Below are 18,589 nucleotides of genomic sequence, written 5' to 3'. Positions count from 1 at the left end.
TCGTGGCCACTGACATGATTCAATTTTTTAACACTTAAAAAATAAGAATCATGGAATTTTACGAATGGTTGCTCTCGATGATAATCGGTGAGGATTTAGGAGGCTTCTAAGCCCCAAAAATAAAAGGATAGCGAATCTTAATTTTCGCTATCCTTTATTTATTTCTGTAGATAACCAGTCTCGATAAACCAAAGTATTGTATTTTTCAAGATGGATGGTTAACTTGCGAAAATCCCTCTGCACTAGTAACTCCACCACTTTTACAAAATTAGTATAGGCCTTAATTGATTCGTTGCTCAATTTTCCTTCATTTCTTTTAATCGTCCTTTTGAAATTCGCAATGTAGTTTCTTAGAAAGCTATAATTATCCTTCCTATCAATAAAGATAGCTATCAATTCTAGACCCTGTGCCCTGATTTTTTCGATGAAATCTTGAAATTCTATACCTCGAATCAAAGGAATGATCAAGTCATACTTTTGATAGGCAAATGCATTCAAAGCCTCGGCCAAAGACTTTGTGTCTACAGTGTTTTGAGTTTCTACGTTCTTATGCCATCTGATAATGAATTCTTGTGTCCACGCATATGATTTGAGTTTGCCCAGCGTCGCGATCAAGTTGAAAAACCTTCTTCGAGGAATTTTCCCGCTTTTCATAAGTACTCCGCTACTAAGTCCATACTCTATCAACTCTGCACTTTCGGAAGCATTGGTGAATTTTCCATTTTGCCATAATTTGATTCCAGCATTGATGAGATAGAGTGTGGTCAATGTATGCAATTCACTGGGTTGTTCAAAAGTATTGTCAAATAACAAGGCCTTAACTTTGAGAAAGGCTTCTAAATCTAGATTACTGACCACCTTATTCAAGTCCTTTAGCACTTCCGATAAGTCATTGTTAGGAAGTTGTTCTACCGTAGCATTGATACTTTCAAGTAGTGTAGAATAATCGATTTGCTTTAATCGGCCCCAATTGTGCAATTCTAGTTCATATATAAGAGCGGACAATTTGGTTGTGGTTAATTGCGCATTGACCAAATCACCAAGCAATGTTGAATCCTTTGCATATTTGATGGGATTATCACTGTAATATTGTTGATGTAATAGCTGCGCTTTATTTCTTTCTTGGTCATAAGAAAATACAGCTCTATTATTCCAAAACTTTGAAAGCTTCTTTGCTTTCTGATCTGCCAACTTATAAAGTCCATTATCATTATATGCTTTGTTAAGAATAAGCTCCTTCTTTTCTTGGTCATTCATAACAGTCTTGAAAGTCAACCAATTTTCAGATTCAATAAAAAGTCTGGAATGTAAGTTTAGTAACCCTTTTTTTGTGAGATGGGAAAAATCCTTTTCAAAGTTTTCTGATTTAGCGATTAATTCTTGAAGGTGGTTCCGCTTGTCTTTATATAAGTCAAATAATTTCATAATATCAGCATCCTCACGATGCGACATGCCAATAAACTTTTTCAATGAGGTCCAATCTGAAGGCGCTAAAATCTCAGCTAATTTCAAAAACGAAGTATTCAAGGACTGGTTGTTTATTTAAATAAACGAATATAATAAAATAATATATTGTTGGGACATTTAATATATAAAATGACTATATAAAATTGTATATCAGCTATTTAGTTTTAAAACGTATCCAATAATTATTAATATTATATTAGGATAAACTTGAATTATTGCATTTGTGAACGGTCTAAGTGGATGTAGATTTACAATCGTAATCAACACCCATTAAACAAATGAAAATGAAAGAGCAGTCAATGAAAATTCTAATTCCAACTTTTTCGACTTTGGAAGTGGTTGCTGCGGACGAAATTATTTGCATTCATGCTGCTGATAGTTATAGTCAAGTTGAATTAATTAAGAAAAAGAAAATTACATCCACCAAGGGGATTGGACAGTTTGCGAAAGAATTAGAAAATCAAGGATTTTTTCAATGTCACAAATCACATTTGGTCAATCTTTCAAAATTAGTAAGATATCATAAAGAAGGACAAGCAGAAATGGTTGATGGAAGATTAATCCCCGTAGCAAGGAGAAGGAAGGAGGAATTTTTGGATCAAATAAAGCAACGTGGCGATTTCACTAATTCTAATTTTAAAAGTTAAAGATTAACAAAACCTAAAACCCTTAAATATTTACGATGAAACGATTATTTCCAATTTTAATTCTACTTATTTTCTGTTATTCTACAAATGGTCAAATAAACCAATTTGAGGTAAAAGAATCAGGAATTGTAATACCTCGTGTTGATAAAAATTCAATATCGGCGCCCGAATCAGGGCAAGTAATCTATGATATTACTAGCTCGTCTTTTTGGTTCTACGACAACCAAAAGTGGTTAGAACTTAAGGAGGACAATGACCAGGATGAGAGCAATGAGTTGCAAAATATGATTGTGTCCCTTTTTGGTGACACCCTATATTTGGAAGGTGGAAATCATATAATAGTACCTGGCATTAGTGACGCTAATTATATCAAAGATGGTAATGGCAATGTCTATACTGAAGTGGAGATTTTGGGACAGGTCTGGTTAAAACCAAATCTTTCAGCGACACGATACAATGATGGCTCTCCGATTGAAAAAAGCGAAACTTATGCAGAATGGGGAACACTATCTACAAATAATACGCCTACTTACGGTTGGTATAATTTAGATTCTATAACCAATGCCCCAAGATATGGAGCGCTTTATAACTGGTTTGTTGTAGACACCTTGGCTAATGGAGGTAAAAATGTATGCCCTATTGGTTACAAAGTACCTGATGTTTATGACCTGTATCAACTCCGAGATACATTAGAACCTACTAACACAAGCATAGTTGGCCAACACTTAAAGGCGGTAGGGACAGAATTCTGGATTGCTCCTAATGCAGGAGTTTTAGATACTTACGGTTTTAATTTTAGAGGTGGAGGTCAAATAAGGGCCACTGGTTCACAATGGGAGAAGGAAGTTGGAATGTTTCTCACGACTTCAGATTATGTAGTATCTACAAGTAGTTATGTTGGATACCTATATCCGCAAGGCAATGTTTTCAGTCCAACAGGTTATCCAAAAGCATATGGATATAGTATTAGGTGTTTGAAGGAGTAGACTATCAAAAAAAATTTAATTAATATAATTTTTAAATATATCAAATGATGAAAACAACGAACTTTTTGGCAATCCTTTTTATAATGATTTTAAACAGCACAATCAGCTATACACAGTGCAATGATTTTGAAAATAATATATCTAACTGGTTATATTATAATACAGTAACTGGTGCCTCAACTCCACAACCGCTAGATGCAGTAAATACTATTCAATCTCCTGGATTTAATTCACAAAAGAAACTATACGTGCAAGATAGGGGCGGTTCAACTTTTATCTATAATCCTATTGATTTTAATGGAAATTATTCTGAATACTTTGGAAGATGCTTATGCTTTGATATACAATTATTGGTTAATGATGCCGCAGTCAAACCTTCTGTTTTTTTTGTTTCAGGATTTGATCCAACTCAAAAAATTAGCTGGGGAGTTAATCCTCAGAAAACAATTAGATTTACTGCAAATCAAAATTTACCTGCAAATTCTTATTGGAAAAACATTTGTGTTTCATTTGATGAATGTTCTGGTTCCTATTTACCTAATAATGTTGATGGCACTTGGGAGATTCTTGGAGGTGGTTCTTGCCAAGATTTCAATCAAGTATTATCAAATGTACAAGGTATTTTGTTCAATGTGGATATGTCTGGATGGCCTGGAACAGAAAAATTTAGCCTAGACAATATTTGTAGACTTGATTGTAGAAAAGGATCTGAACCATACCCTAACCCTTCAGGACCTTCAAGTCCCCAATTTGACCTTTGCTGTCCACCGATTGATGAATCTGATTTGACTGACCAGCTAAATCTATCAGGCAACCTGAATACTTATCAGCCAAACTTAATTCTTACACGATCATTCAAAGAAAGAATTCAAGCCTATGTCAATTACAGGAAAGCTCTAAATCCATGCTTTGACCATTTCAATATTGAATATGTTATTAGAAAGCCCAAAACAGAACCCAACACATTTGACCTTGCACAAGCAAATATCCTTTCAAGAGGTGCAACTGTTTTTACTCCCAATCAAACGAACACCACCACATGGGGGCAAGCTAATCTTTCAGACATTACACTTCAAACAAATAAATGGTATAAGTTAGACTTTGTTTTTTATGGCGGGCCAACGTCGTGTGCAGATTGGGAAATGATTGATGAATGTGGAGTCACATCCGTAGAGTTCAACTTACAAACAAATTTGGCAAGGGGTACGAAAGGTACAATCAAAGATTTGGCAAAAATCAAAATCAGAAATTCGGTAAATCTTTCTAGTAAATCAAAAATGGAGCTAATCAGAAACTCTAAAAGTCCCGTAAAAATTAAAAGATAATGAACACCATAATATTTGCTTGCTTACTATCTTTTTTAAATCCAAATACTGTAATAGAGGAATGTGGTCTCATTCAAATTACAGTTATAATTGACAATAATTGCAACGGAATATATGACACTGGAGATACATATGCTAATAATTGGGAAGTAAGAATAGAAATCACAAACAATTCCATATCTTTTGAAAATCAAACAACCGATCAAAATGGTCATGCATTCTTCGGAAATTTGCCTGCAGGTTCATACCAGTCAAATTTAACATTGCAAAATAATTGGAATGTTACCAATACGACCCAAAACTTTGTTCTCCAAGAAAGTGGAGTTGGACAAATTAATTACTTTGTTTGCCAGGATTGTGATCCAGAATTTAATATTACTCAGACTCCCACGGGAAATGAGATTTGTTGCCCTACATCAGTAGTAATGCATGTTCAGGGTAATTATCCAATAATTTCAGTTCAATGGTCTAATGGCGGTGGTGGATTAGTTAAACCGGTAACAGTTTCAGGAAACTATTCTGCCAATATTCAATATGAATGTAATGGACAAAGAAAGTACATCACGTTAAATTCTTCAGTAAATATGGGAAGAGGTGGATTTCCAAGTCTTAGTTACCACAACAACGCTGTCAGACCGAATAATCCTCTTGTCTTCTATGATAACAATCCACCCTCACAGTTCTATAAGCCCTATAATGCTACTAAATTTCATCTTAGAATATTTGACAGATGGGGAGGAATGGTCTATGAATCTGTGAAACAAAAATGCGATGGATTCGTGAATGGCGAAATCAAATGGGATGGTAAAGGTACAAACGGCAACAATTTGCAGCAAGGTCAATATGTCGGATATGTGGTGTTAGAAAACTGCCAATATAAATGCTCCATTAATAATGTGGCAAACATCAATCAAATTCAGAGAAGATGCCCTCAGAACATTACCTATTTTAATGTTTTTTGGCTTCCATAATTCAAAAAATAAAAAAAATGAATAAAGTAATAATTATAATAAGCATCCTGTTTTTCCCATGTCAAACCGTGCACGCTCAAATAGGACCAAAAAAAATAATAAAGAAAGATTTGGTTAAGAAAGAACGACCTGTCGAAAGTGACATTAAACCAAGTTTCATGAAAACTGAATGTGAAATCTATTTGGATGAACTTAAAAAACTGATGCTAGGTATGATAAAAGCACCTGTTGGTTCAAGAGTAAATCTTAGCACATTGTATCCGAAGGCTGGAATTATAAGAAATTGGTCAACAAGTCAATATGGAAATTACAATCTAATGACCTTTAACAATAGTGTAGAAGGATGGACAGAATCCTCGAGTCCTGTAACTTCACTACAAGATCCAGTTCAGTTCAAAGCGCAAATTCATAACATTTCATTTTTCTTTGAGAACTCTGAATTACTTTGCGGTTTCTCGTTTGATGCGGGTGATTATTCTAATGTTGTGAAGGTAGATGATATTTTCTATATGAACTCTCCTGTTTCCAATGTTGACACTTTCATGAAAGTCAAATATGCTGATGGATCTCATAAAATCATTCGCTTCTCAGTTTCGGAATGCTTTGATCCAAGGTGCTCATTGCCAGAAAGACCGTATCAATTTATCCAAGACTAAAAAAATGTATATGACAAACATTAAACGCGCTATGCCATTATCATTAATTCTAGCATATTTCCTTCTAAGCAGTCAAACGTGTTCGCAAGTCCACCCAACCAAATGCAATAATTTAGAAGTATTCTATGGTCCATTAGTAGAAACGTATGGACCTACAGGCGATGGCAATTCGAATCAGCAAGATCGTTTCTACCTTGCTAATCTATATTACAAAAGCAACAATAATAATTTCACAGGAATACAGATCGAATTTAATTTATCTAGTTTAGAAAATGTTGCGAATGTAATTGGAACGGCAACTTCTTCGGACCCTTCAAATGTCGAGATTAGAGCGAGTAACCCTTTAAACATTAGCGGGAATAATCCAATCAAATTAGCAAGCATAGTATGGAGAGTGAAATATACAGACTTTGGAACTACTGCAATAGGCAAGCAAAAATTTACTTTTTTAGATGGAACAGGACTGGCATTTGAAGGTTGCCAACCTTCATTCATCGATCCACCGTCCGTTTCAAGAATGAGCGGTCAAATAATACCAAAGCCTAATGATGGTTATATTCTGCCATCTGGAGAATAAAATTAGGAAGTATAATAGTTCCGTTTTAGGCAATATCATATTCATTTATCCTAAAAAACTTTCATAGTACTAGAAAATTATTAATAATTATCTGCTTCTTAGTATATTAAAGCACCAACTTGCCCCAAAGCTGACTTTTAAAAAACCTTAAAACAAAACGAAAATGAAGAATTGGAGAGATTCTTTAATAGTTATTCTTATAGTTATAACTACGATAACTATAATTTATTCTTTACAATTTAGACCTGTTAATATAACAGGCAATAAATATATAGAGGGAACAATTATCTCTGAAGCCTTGGGGCCAAATCAACAAAAAGGATTTCCAGGATCACGCTACGGAATGATTTTAATCGATGAAAAAAATCTTGATGTAAATGAGATGAGGATTATTTTATATGAGGGGAATCAGAGTGAAAAATTCATAAATGATGAATTTTTAGAGAAGGTATTTTTTAAAGTGCGCACAGTAAAAGGAGTTCCAATTGCTTGGGATATTAGATCTAACTCAACAGATTTAGATATTGAGAATGATGCACAGAGAATTTCAACTTTAGAATTCGGTATTAACTACCATGATGGTTTGAGCGTCGATTTCGATTATTGGCATTCAAAAACTCACATTATAATTGAAGGTCCCGATAGTGGCAGTCGAACGCCCAACAATAGTTTTCAAATAGATACTATAATAAATGGGCTTGATTACAAAAAGGTGTGCATAGGAGAATCAGCTAACGAAGTATGTAATTTTGATAACAAATATTACTACATAACTTTAGACGAATTAGCAGAGTCTAAGTTACTAGCAGAATACTATATTTACCTTGTCGACAAAGTAAATGGTAGATTTATCATCGAGGTAGACTCAGATCATATACATGGATATAGGCAAAATAAATAAAAGGAGAATTCTATTTGTCCTTGCAACCACGGTTATATTGATATATGTCGTATGGGGTATATTACCATATATACCAACAAGTAGTTTTATTACTCGTAGTAAGCCAACTCAACCTAGTTATCTGCTCTATAAGATCGGATCAGCATATGACACACTCGGTTTTAAAAGAGGTCAGAGTTTCAATTATTCAAAATCCATAAATAAATTTAAAGAATATTTCATATTAAGACCAGACAGTAGAATTAAAAAGTCTAATTATTTCCCGATTTCTAACGGGTTAAGAATATCAAAAAAACTTGACTTTGATCTTTTCTATAATAGCAGTTTTACTTTTGATGACGCTGAAATTGATTCATTAGAAAGTGATATAAATATATATTTATCAAAATTCTATCTGGGTTTAAGTATTAAATTTAATCGAATTGAATCTTATGATACATTGCAAAACTTTAGAAATCAATCAAATTCAAATGCGATATTCACATCGTTAAAGAATACTTTAAAAGGTGATTTCAAAAATAATCACATAATTTGTATTGATCAGGCTTTTGTTGGCGTGGATTCTTCAGTTATTGCAAGAGTTTCAAAACATGCTGTTAACGAGAAACCGTATCCATTTTTGTATTTAGGTTCAGACTTATTAATCAGGGAGCCTATTGTATTTATTCACGAAGTACTTCACAACCAATATAAATTTCTTCACCGAACTTGTCCTAGCATTAGTGAAACTAAAAAGGATACTTTTATAAATATCATGGACAATTGCTATTCTTTTAATAATCATAGCTTAGATCTTCATCAGATAATGTTAACATTTCCTAATAAAAGTTATCTCGATCAAGAGCAATATCCAAGTAAAATGATTATGAACTATAAGAATCCTGAAAAAGATATTGGGAACTGTTGTGATAGAATAGATATCTATGAAAGAGATAATATTGAATGTGATATCAATAATACAATTAAAGGATGCTCACTTGATACAAGGTTTATTTCTGGTGATAGTATAAATATTTTAAGGATTATTGACATGGATGCTTTACATAATTCAGCTTATCGTGAATATGATTATTATATCGATAGTGAAAATAGAGCCAGAAAAGAAAGATTTATTAAAAATAAAGTCGACAACTATATTGAGATTAAGAGAATTAATGTAATTTATCGACTCATAAATCGATTAGAAAAGCTTGGTACAGAAAAAAAATTTAGAAAAGCATATTTCAATGCTGATACTTTATCTGAATTGATTGAAAATGTAAAAAAGCCTATCTTGATAAAAGGACAAATATATGATAGTGATTCAAGAAGTCCCTTAATCGCTGCAAATGTTCATGTAATTGAAACAGCAACTGGAACAATAGGAGATCTCGAAGGCCGTTTTCAAATCAATGTAGAATATGATTTTAAAGGTCTATTAATTTCGATTGATAATTATATAGAAGAATTTATTAGTTCTTCAGAAATAATTAATAAAGAAGCTAATATAGAGGTTCCTATGCAAAAGAAACTAGACTAGTTTTACTTCACGATCTTAGAAAGTATTTCCTTGAGTTGACTATTTTCATTTTCTGAGATAAATTTTTTCGCCTTCTCCCACTCCCCCATATTCAAATATACATGCCCTAACCAATAATTCCCCAAACTCAGACTATCCTCATTGCTAGTGCGATCGAGAAATAAGAGGAGTTTATCTTCTGCTTTCTCAAATTCATTCAAGGAAAAGTAATATTTCCCTTTCTGAAAATTATTCATCAGAGTTCTGTCTATTCCTTTAAGTATTTCATCATCGATAGGTCGAACATATAGACTTGCAAATAATTCTTGGCGTTCAGCCTCTTTCTTTTCTTTTTGAACATATCGAATGATAAAAAATCCTACAATAATAAAAAAGGGAATTAGAATCTTCAGCCAAATTGGGAACTTTGATTTTGACGATTTATCGTTTCGACTAATTTTATTTGTTTCTGTTGCATTTGCTTCCAAGCTATCTATGCTTTCCATAATATCTAACTCCAGCAAACCCTCACTTAACGTCTTAGCATCATCATAGTTGTCGATGGCACTCTTGAGCTCAGCATCTTTTTGAATGGCTGACTCCATCTCATATCTCAGATTTTCATCTAGATCACCTTTCATATAATCGTCTATGTATTCATACCAATCCATATTACCTTAACGCCATTTTTATTTGTGGATTTTGATCTAAGTACTTAAGAAGCTGCTTGAAACATTCATACTTTTTCTTTTTAGCCATCTTAAAACTATTGTAGTTGAGCATTTTAGCAATTTCTTCCATGGAGTAACCATTCGCCCAATACATCAATACTTGTTTGCAATTTCTTCTCAACTTTTCCAAGAGATCATTCAACAGTGCCTTATTCTCAAAGTTAATGATTAGATCATCAGCTTTTTGATCATCTTTGATTTCTTTATGATATTCCTTTAATTCGGAAGTCTTCTTGTTACTTCTGCTTTCTAACTCATCAATCCATCGATGTCGCGCAATACCAAAAACAAACTGGTAAATACTTGTTTTGATTTCAAGGTTGGGATTCTTGACTACCGTTTTCACAAATTGGACAAGACTCAGATTGAACACACTTTTTACATCAGTTTCATCCCCTCCCCTATTCTTAATGTATCCCGAAATAACATTTCTCAATTTCTGATCATGATATAAGGAAGCAACCACTTTGTCTCGTCCATCTTTACCAGATCGGATCTGCTCTAACAATTCTTGGATCTCATTCATCTAACCTTAAGGGTGTCGGTTCTATAATATAAAAAGTAACCCTTAAGGTAGGATTTTTTTGAAAATTGTTATGAAATATAAAAATCTTAACTTTTGCTTATCTAGTATTTTAATAAGATATTTTTTATGTCATTTATAATAATATTTAATAATTAGAAAGACATAACTAATCATCCCAAAAAAAGCTCGCCGATCTCTCTCTATCCTCCGCCACTCCCCAAGCTCGACGATCTAAATAGCAAGACCAATATTTCCTCTTATTCTAAATCTTCCCAACTGCAATTTTTTCAATATCTTCGGCATGAAACTATAGTTGACCAACAAATTATTACTCATGAAAAACTTTTTACCTCTATTTGCTTTCCTACTTGTTCTAAATTTAGGATATGCTCAAATACCTAAAGTATACAAAGCCCCAGTTTATGAAAAAGAATGGAACCATCCTACCATCCATCCTGATCGAATAATGGTCAACTTTGGAGCAGAAGCAACCTCTGAATTAAATATTACGTGGAGGACTTCCACCGATGTGAAACAAGGCATTGTGGAAATTGCAAAGGCGACTGCCGCTCCTAAATTCTGGAGGAATGCAAATACGCACAACGCTGAATTAGAACTTTTTGACCTCAAATTAGAAAATGAAATAGAGGTGTCCGCCCATTACCATTCTGTAAAAATAAAAGATTTAGAAGCCAATACATTGTATGCTTATAGAGTTGGTGATGGAATGCACTGGAGTGAGTGGATTCATGTAAAAACAGCCAATACTGACCCCGATCGGTTTTCATTTATTTATATAGGAGATGCACAGAATAATGTACTGGAAGTATGGTCTAGATTGATTAGACAAGGATTCCAAAAGGCGCCTGATGCTGCTTTTATGATTCATGCCGGTGACTTAATTAATCATGCTAATACGGATTTAGAATGGGAGGAATGGTTCCAAGCTGGGTCGTTCATTCACAGTATGATTCCATCTTTCCCTGTTCCTGGCAACCATGAATATAGATCGATAAAAGACGGAGAGCCTCGTCAACTTTCAGTTTTATGGAGACCACAATTTACACTACCTGAAAATGGTCCAGAAGGGTTAGAAGAAACTGTTTATTATATGGATTATCAAGATCTTAGGGTGATAGGGCTGAATTCTAATGAGCAGAAAGAAAAACAAATGATTTGGCTGGAAGATGTTTTAAAAAACAATTCCAACAAATGGACGGTTGTTACCTTCCACCATCCCCTCTTCTCGGCTTCTAGCAGCAGAGACAACGATGAGTGGAGAGAGATGTTAAAGCCTATATTGGATAAGTATCAGGTGGATTTAGCACTTCAAGGTCATGACCATGCATATTCTAGAGGTAGAACTACTCCATTGGAGGAGAATATTCCGACGGGTGTTAATGCCAAAGATCTAACTGGAACGGTCTATGTGGTATCTGTCAGCGGAGGTAAAATGTATAGCTTGAGACCAAATGCCTGGGAAGGTTGGGATGCTGATAGAGACAGAGCTGCTGAAAACACTCAATTGTTTCAAGTGCTGACTGTAGATGGAAATATTTTAAAATATGAATCTTATACCGCTACTGGGGACTTATATGACGCATTTGAAGTGATAAAAAATATAAAAGGTCCTAATAGTTTTGTGGAATTAAAAGGTCAAGCTATTTCAGGAAGATATTTTGATAATACCATTGCTTATCCAGATCAATTGCCAGCAGACATTGAGAAAAATTTAATCTCAAAACACGAAGGATTTTTTGTGACCAGAGTAGCCTATCAAGAAAAAGAAAATGACGTAGTATACAAAGTTCGAATTTCAAATGGAGAAACAAAGTACGACATGATTATTGATCTAAAAGGAAATGTTGTCACGAAGGAAGAGGTTGAATAATCCGAAATAGCTCGCCGATCTCTAAATAGCCTCCGATGTATTGCAAGCTCGACGATCTAGTTTAGGGCTACAAAATTCATGTCATTAACGAATGTGATAACATTAAGAATAGCAGACTAACGAGTTTAAATCACGAGGAAATATTAGTTTAATAACCCATTAATTTTATCAACCTCATAACCCCATCAACTTATCAACCCATCAACTATTCCTTATGGTCAGCTCGCCGATCGCTCCGTTTCACTGCGAGCTCGACGATCTAAAACCCTATTAACTCTTCTCCATCTCTACCACCATATCGTCTTGCAATACCATCGTCTTGTTCTTTATATGAACCTTCGTAATGACTCCGTCATATGGCGCCGTTATCGTACTTTCCATCTTCATCGCTTCGATCACAAATAATGGATCATTCTTCTTCACCTCTTGACCTTCTTTAACCACCACTTTCGATAAACTACCTTGCAAAGGAGAACCAATCTGACCTTCAGTACTTGCTTTTTTATGAATAAAGACTTCACTCTTTACTTGGTTATCTTTCACCATCACGGAACGAATCGCTCCATTGATCCTGAAAATAACTAACCTCGTTCCATCAGCTGATGCCTGATTCGTATTCAGATATTCAATTAGGATGTTTTTACCTTTCGCTATGGATACATTAATCTCATCATTTGGCTTAAGGCCATAGAAGAAACATGGTGTAGGAAGCATTTCTGTATTCCCAAACTCTTGAATATGTGTGTAATAGTCCGCGAAAACTTTCGGATACAATGAATAACTTAAGAAATCTAAGAAGGTTGCTTTTTCAGGATATTCCAACTTAAATGCCTCGAATTCTTTGTCAAAATCTATAGGATCTAAGTGCGCATTCGGTCGATCTGTAAACGGCTTATCGTTCTTCAGAACCATCGCTTGAAACTCTTTCGGCCATCCTTCTGCACGCTGCCCTAGCTCTCCCTTCATCATCGAAATCATTGAGTCTGGAAAAGCTAATGACTCCCCATTCTTTTTAATATCTTCAATGGTAATATCATTCGCAGTCATGAACATCGCCATATCACCAACTACTTTCGAAGAAGGCGTCACTTTCACCATACCTCCCATCATATTATTAATGGCTGCATAGTTCTTCTTAATCGTATCAAACTTATTTTCTAACCCTAACGATCTCGCTTGAGGTCTTAGATTCGAATATTGTCCACCTGGAATCTCGTGATCATACACCTCAGCTGTTCCTGCTTTTAATTCCGTCTCGAATGGATAGTAATATTTTCTTACCTCTTCCCAATAATTAGAATATCGGTTTAGATTTTTTAGGTCAATGTTGCCAGAACGCTCGTGACCTTCCATCATCGCTACTACAGAATTAAAATTCGGTTGTGATGTTATTCCTGAAAGTGCACTTAATGCTACATCTACCACATCCACACCAGCTTCTATCGCCTTAAGATAAGTCGCCGACTGTATCGAAGAAGTATCATGCGTATGCAAGTGTAAAGGAAGTGAGGTATTGTTTTTCAATTCTGTAATCAAATATTCAGCGGCCATCGGTTTCAATAAACCAGCCATATCTTTTATCGCAATAATATGCGCTCCACTATCTTCCACAGCCTTCGCCATGTTGATATAATAGTCAATATTATACTTACTATTTTTATCCATGACATCACCAGAATAGCAAATACTTACTTCCGCTAGTGAATTTGTTCTTTCTCTTACCGTTTTAATACTGGTCTGCATTGCTTCTAACCAGTTCATCGAATCGAATATTCTGAAAACATCAATTCCTGTTTCTGCTGATTTTTCTACAAACTCTTCTATTAGATTATCAGGATATGCCTTGTAGCCTACTGCATTCGATCCTCTTAGAAGCATCTGAAGCAAGGTATTCGGAATCGCCTTTCTCAATAATTTCAATCGATCCCATGGACTTTCCTTTAAAAATCGCATGGAAACATCGAATGTCGCTCCTCCCCATACTTCCATAGAGAATAACTCATGACCATGGTCTTTCGCAAACTGTGGCGCAATATTTAATAAATCCTTCGTCCTTACCCTTGTTGCCAGCAAAGACTGGTGGGCATCTCTGAAAGTTGTATCAGTATACAATACATGTTCTTGCTCCTTTAGCCATTCTGAAAATCCAGTAGGACCTAATTCTGTAAGCAATTGTTTCGTACCTGATTGGTAGTCCTGATTCTTGGCTTTTGGAATAGCAAATTTATCAAACTCAACATCTAAGTCTTTCTTCTTTACATCAGGATTTCCATTGACATTCACCTCACCGATGTATCTGATCAATTTCGTTCCTCTATCTTTCCAACTTGGTGGCACCAATAGTTCTGGATGATTTCCGATATAGTGTACCGTTGTATTTCCAGTTCTAAAGCTAGGCTCTCTAAGTATATTGAGCAAGAAAGAAATGTTAGACTTAACGCCTCTAATTCTAAACTCCCTTAATGCACGGTGTAACCTATCCGCAGCGTCATCTAATGTATGTCCAGAAGCCGTAACTTTCACTAACATACTATCGAAAAACGGAGAAATCGTTGCTCCTGCGTATGCATTCCCTGCATCAAGTCTAATCCCGAATCCACTTGCACTTCGATAAGCTACTAATCGACCATAGTCTGGCTTGAAATCCTGTGATGGATCTTCCGTTGTTATCCTACATTGAATAGCGACTCCTCTATACTGTATGTCTTCTTGCTTTCCAAGGCCAATTCTAGGATCATCCAAAGAAAGTCCTGCAGCAATCAATATCTGATTCCTCACAATGTCTTCTCCAGTAATTACCTCCGTTATCGTATGCTCAACTTGAATTCTTGTATTGACCTCTATAAAATAGATATTTTCTTCATCATCCAGCAAAAACTCAACAGTTCCAGCATTCTGATATCCTACCTTATTTCCTATTGCTAATGCATGTCTGTAAAGTGCATCCCTTGTTTCTTGCTTTAATGAAGTCGCCGGAGCAATTTCTACCACTTTCTGAAATCTTCTCTGAATAGAGCAGTCTCTCTCGAAAAGGTGTACCAGATTCCCATGCATATCTCCTAAAAGCTGAACTTCTATATGCTTCGGATCTGCGATATATTTTTCAACAAATACAGAACCATTCCCAAAGGCAGTCTGTGCTTCACCACTTGCTTCATTGAATGATTTCTCTACATCTTCTTCTTTATAAACGACTCGCATCCCTCGACCTCCACCACCATAAGCAGCTTTAACCATAACCGGATACCCAATTTCATTCGCGACTCTTTTCAGTTCTACAACTTCTGTTATTTCACCTTTACTTGCAGGAACGATAGGAACACCAGCTTCTATCGCCACTTTCTTCGCTGATATCTTATCACCTAAGGAAGCCATGATATCAGGACTAGGTCCGATCCACTTTATCCCAGCATCAATACACGCTTGCGCGAAAGATTCATTTTCTGAAAGAAAACCGTAACCTGGATGAATAGCATCGACTCCATTTTCTTTCGCAATAGATATAATTTCTGTGATATCGAGGTAAGGCTTTAACGGATCGTCATCTTCTCCGATCTGATATGCTTCATCTGCCTTATAACGGTGTAATGAATACCGATCTTCATGTGTGTAAATTGCAACTGTTCTGATATTGATTTCAGATGCCGCTCTAAAAACACGAATCGCTATTTCTCCACGATTTGCAACTAATAATTTCTTTATAGGTAAGTCAGCCAAGATTCTAATTTTAATGATTATTTTAGAAATTCTGATTCCAACTGCAACTGAAATACAGAGAGTATAAAGGTAAAGTAAAAAACTGATTTCCTTATCATCAATATCACATAAGTGTTTTGAAAATAATAAAACTGCAGTAAAAACCAGCTTTAGAATTACGCATCAAGATCAATTATATTTCTCTTCCGCATAATCCATTGCCTTCCTTAGTATACTACAAGCCTCCACGATCTGTTCGTCTGTAATGATTAAAGGTGGAGCAACTCTGAAAGATCGATCATTAAAGAGAAACCAATCTACAATCAACCCTAATTCCATACACTTTGCAACGACATGCTTTAGGTATTTTCTTTTGGTCAATTCTACAGCCATCATCATTCCAGAACTTCTTACCTCTCGAATAATGGGATGCTTTAACTGTTCCAGTATTAATTTTTCTTTTCCCAATACCTTAGAAGGCAAATCTTCATCCAGAATCGTCGATAAGGTAGCATATGCAGCCGCACAAGAAACAGGATGTCCTCCGAAAGTTGTGATGTGACCAAGAGCTGGTTTCTTAATCATCGATGAAAATATTTCTTCCGATGAAACCAATGCGCCGATCGGCATCCCTCCGCCCATCGATTTTGCAACTAATAAAATATCAGGTGTGACATTGTATTTCTGGTGGGCAAACAAATGCCCTGTCCTTCCAAAACCAGTCTGAATTTCATCAAGAACCAACAACGCTCCAACTTCCTCACATCTCGTTTTAAGCTTAATAAGGTAGTCATCAACTGGAGGAATGACTCCTGATTCCGCTTGGACTGGCTCTACAATTACAGCAGCAGTTTTCGTGGTTATTTTCTCAAGATCTGCTTCATTGTTAAATCCTATATGTCTAACACCAGGTACCCCAGGCGCAAAATTCATCGTAAATTCAATATCACTTCGTAGCGCTTCCGCACCATAAGTACTACCGTGGTAAGCCCCAGCGCAAGAGAAAATCTCCGTTCTGCCTGTATACTTTCGAACCATTTTCATCGCTACTTCTACGGTTTCTGTTCCAGTCATCACAAAGTATACCCAGTCGAGTCCGTCAGCTAATTGTGCTGTTAGCAATCCGGCATATTTTGCTTGGGGTGAATGAATGTGTTCACCATAGACCATGGTGTGCATGTGTTTTTGAACTTGTTCAGTAACTGCATCCACAACGGCAGGGTGGCAATGACCTAAAGAACTTACGGAAATTCCAGAGTTCATATCATAATACTTCTTACCAGTCGTATCGTAGATGAAAATTCCTTTCGCATGATCTACCTCTAACATGAGTGGCATTTCATTGGTCTTCGCTACATGAGAAAGAAAGAGTTGGCGAATGCTTGGCATTTTTTTGATTGCAAATATATAAAAAGGGAATTATTCGACCTGCCATTTTTAAGTCAGGATATGTGTGAGTGCAAGAAAACGCAAGGTCTTCCGAGATTCATTTAAGAGCATCTCGGTGCGAAAGGAAAAATGTGTGCTATTGCGCTAGAGATGGAATAACGAATGCATAACTTTCAGCTCTGGTAACTTCATCTAGTAGTTTTCTTTGGAATTCTGAATTTTCAAACAATTATCAAGCTTCGCTCATAATATTTTTCTAAATTTACTATTGTAACTACTACTTATAATGAGCAATCCTGACCATCAAGGACAATACCACGATTTTGCCGCAAAACTAGCCGCAACTAAAAAATCTGTGGAAGTGGATGAGTCGCTCAGGTACGCTGCGGAAGAAAACAACACGATCCGAGAAGAGTTAAAGAGTCTAGAGGACGCCTCTATTTTTCAAAATCTTTTAAAAGGTTACGCCATCATTGGAGGCTTAATTTTTATTGCGCACCTTATATTGGAGGGTCTTTGGGTTGGATTACTTGGAATTATCGTTTTGGCTATATTCTACATTATCAGTAAAATATCTATCGATCGGGATATTAAAAGGGTCAATGAAATTGTTCAAGATCGAAATGATTCAACCTTATTAAACGAAGTTGAATTAGCTAGAATGAAAATGGGTACTACGGCAATCATAGAATTGAAAATTCGAAGGTTCCAATTGATTATGGCAATGACTGTTGTACTTACACCACTAATTTTTATGTCAATAAGTGAATTGATCTTTGGGAATCTACCCTTAATTAACATAGGATTATCAATATTACTCGGAAGTATATTCTGGATGATTTACTTTAAAAAAGATATTGACCAACTAACAGAAATGAAAGAACGGCTTGTTAAAGCTTAGCATCTATTTCTGAAAGATTCTCATCATCAAAAGCTCCGAACCATTTGTTCAACTGTTCTTTAGAGGACTTTTTAATATCTTCATTGATGTAACCTGCAATTGTGACAAGTCCAAAACTTAATACACCGATATCATCCGTAAATCCTAAAAAAGGTGTTACGTCTGGCAGACCATCTATAGGGCTAATCAAATATCCAATAGTACCTAGAATAATATTTTTAGCCCAAGCTGGCGTTTCCGTTCTTTTATACGCATTATACAAAAGCAAAACCGTATAAACTGTTTTTAGACCTATCTTCTTGATGTACTCAGGAAGCTTTTCCATGAGTGTATCTTTATTGAAGGCTTTTCTATATTTGTTGAATTTATCAAGCATAGTTACAATATAACAGATTCAGAGCTGATTTTAGTTCATTTTGCTAACTCA

Annotated in this window: 16 protein-coding genes; 10 read left to right on the top strand and 6 right to left on the bottom strand. The window is 35.4% G+C overall.

Annotated elements, in window-relative coordinates; genetic code table 11:
• Window positions 1–147: 147 nt before the first annotated feature.
• Entirely contained in the window at window positions 148–1,527 is a 1,380-nt protein-coding gene (locus tag L2586_RS22920; RefSeq protein WP_235295336.1) for a response regulator, read from the bottom strand.
• Window positions 1,528–1,745: 218 nt separating this feature from the next.
• Between L2586_RS22920 and L2586_RS22915 the strand changes: the two genes are divergently transcribed.
• The 8 genes from L2586_RS22915 (at window position 1,746) to L2586_RS22880 (ending at window position 9,049) form a co-directional block, all read left to right on the top strand.
• Window positions 1,746–2,114 carry a LytR/AlgR family response regulator transcription factor gene (locus L2586_RS22915; protein ID WP_235295335.1) on the top strand — a complete coding sequence of 123 codons (369 nt, stop codon included), beginning with the start codon at window positions 1,746–1,748 and terminating at the stop codon, window positions 2,112–2,114.
• 35 nt (window positions 2,115–2,149) lie between these two features.
• Window positions 2,150–3,100: a fibrobacter succinogenes major paralogous domain-containing protein gene (locus L2586_RS22910; RefSeq protein ID WP_235295334.1), complete on the top strand. Its 951-nt coding sequence runs from the start codon at window positions 2,150–2,152 to the stop codon at window positions 3,098–3,100.
• Between the two features lie 44 nt (window positions 3,101–3,144).
• On the top strand, window positions 3,145–4,425 hold the full coding sequence (locus L2586_RS22905) for a hypothetical protein (protein ID WP_235295333.1): 1,281 nt from the start codon (window positions 3,145–3,147) through the stop codon (window positions 4,423–4,425).
• Complete coding sequence (locus tag L2586_RS22900; RefSeq protein WP_235295332.1) at window positions 4,425–5,396, top strand: SdrD B-like domain-containing protein; 972 nt, start codon at window positions 4,425–4,427, stop codon at window positions 5,394–5,396. Before L2586_RS22905 ends, L2586_RS22900 begins: the two co-directional genes overlap by 1 nt.
• Window positions 5,397–5,413: 17 nt before the next feature.
• On the top strand, window positions 5,414–6,052 hold the full coding sequence (locus L2586_RS22895; RefSeq protein WP_235295331.1) for a hypothetical protein: 639 nt from the start codon (window positions 5,414–5,416) through the stop codon (window positions 6,050–6,052).
• A 10-nt stretch (window positions 6,053–6,062) separates the two neighbouring features.
• On the top strand, window positions 6,063–6,629 hold the full coding sequence (locus L2586_RS22890) for a hypothetical protein (RefSeq protein WP_235295330.1): 567 nt from the start codon (window positions 6,063–6,065) through the stop codon (window positions 6,627–6,629).
• Window positions 6,630–6,792: 163 nt separating this feature from the next.
• Window positions 6,793–7,530 carry a hypothetical protein gene (locus L2586_RS22885; RefSeq protein ID WP_235295329.1) on the top strand — a complete coding sequence of 246 codons (738 nt, stop codon included), beginning with the start codon at window positions 6,793–6,795 and terminating at the stop codon, window positions 7,528–7,530.
• Entirely contained in the window at window positions 7,508–9,049 is a 1,542-nt protein-coding gene (locus L2586_RS22880) for a carboxypeptidase-like regulatory domain-containing protein (RefSeq protein WP_235295328.1), read from the top strand. The genes L2586_RS22885 and L2586_RS22880 overlap by 23 nt, the downstream gene beginning before the upstream one ends.
• 2 nt (window positions 9,050–9,051) lie before the next feature.
• Here the strand turns inward: L2586_RS22880 and L2586_RS22875 are convergent, their stop codons facing one another.
• Both L2586_RS22875 and L2586_RS22870 read right to left on the bottom strand, forming a co-directional pair.
• On the bottom strand, window positions 9,052–9,699 hold the full coding sequence (locus tag L2586_RS22875; RefSeq protein WP_235295327.1) for a hypothetical protein: 648 nt from the start codon (window positions 9,697–9,699) through the stop codon (window positions 9,052–9,054).
• A 1-nt stretch (window position 9,700) separates the two neighbouring features.
• A complete protein-coding gene (locus tag L2586_RS22870; RefSeq protein ID WP_235295326.1) occupies window positions 9,701–10,285 on the bottom strand; it encodes an RNA polymerase sigma factor in 585 nt (194 codons plus the stop codon).
• Window positions 10,286–10,619: 334 nt separating this feature from the next.
• Here L2586_RS22870 and L2586_RS22865 point away from each other — a divergent pair, with 334 nt between their 5' ends.
• Window positions 10,620–12,176, top strand: a complete 1,557-nt coding sequence (locus L2586_RS22865; protein ID WP_235295325.1) for a purple acid phosphatase family protein — start codon at window positions 10,620–10,622, stop codon at window positions 12,174–12,176.
• Between the two features lie 270 nt (window positions 12,177–12,446).
• On the opposite strand, the gene L2586_RS22860 is transcribed toward L2586_RS22865, so the two are convergent.
• Complete coding sequence (locus tag L2586_RS22860; protein ID WP_235295324.1) at window positions 12,447–15,893, bottom strand: pyruvate carboxylase; 3,447 nt, start codon at window positions 15,891–15,893, stop codon at window positions 12,447–12,449.
• A gap of 168 nt (window positions 15,894–16,061) precedes the next feature.
• Entirely contained in the window at window positions 16,062–17,261 is a 1,200-nt protein-coding gene (locus L2586_RS22855; RefSeq protein WP_235295323.1) for an aspartate aminotransferase family protein, read from the bottom strand.
• Between the two features lie 286 nt (window positions 17,262–17,547).
• Between L2586_RS22855 and L2586_RS22850 the strand changes: the two genes are divergently transcribed.
• Window positions 17,548–18,162: a hypothetical protein gene (locus L2586_RS22850; protein WP_235295322.1), complete on the top strand. Its 615-nt coding sequence runs from the start codon at window positions 17,548–17,550 to the stop codon at window positions 18,160–18,162.
• Here L2586_RS22850 and L2586_RS22845 read toward each other — a convergent pair.
• Complete coding sequence (locus L2586_RS22845; RefSeq protein ID WP_235295321.1) at window positions 18,152–18,487, bottom strand: YkvA family protein; 336 nt, start codon at window positions 18,485–18,487, stop codon at window positions 18,152–18,154. The genes L2586_RS22850 and L2586_RS22845 overlap by 11 nt on opposite strands.
• Between the last annotated feature and the right edge of the window lie 102 nt (window positions 18,488–18,589).

The sequence above is a fragment of the Portibacter lacus genome (assembly GCF_021533215.1).
GTDB classification, from domain to species: Bacteria; Bacteroidota; Bacteroidia; order Chitinophagales; family Saprospiraceae; genus Portibacter; species Portibacter lacus.
Note: the sequence above shows the minus strand (reverse complement) of the source record. Positions and strands in the feature narration are given on the sequence as shown.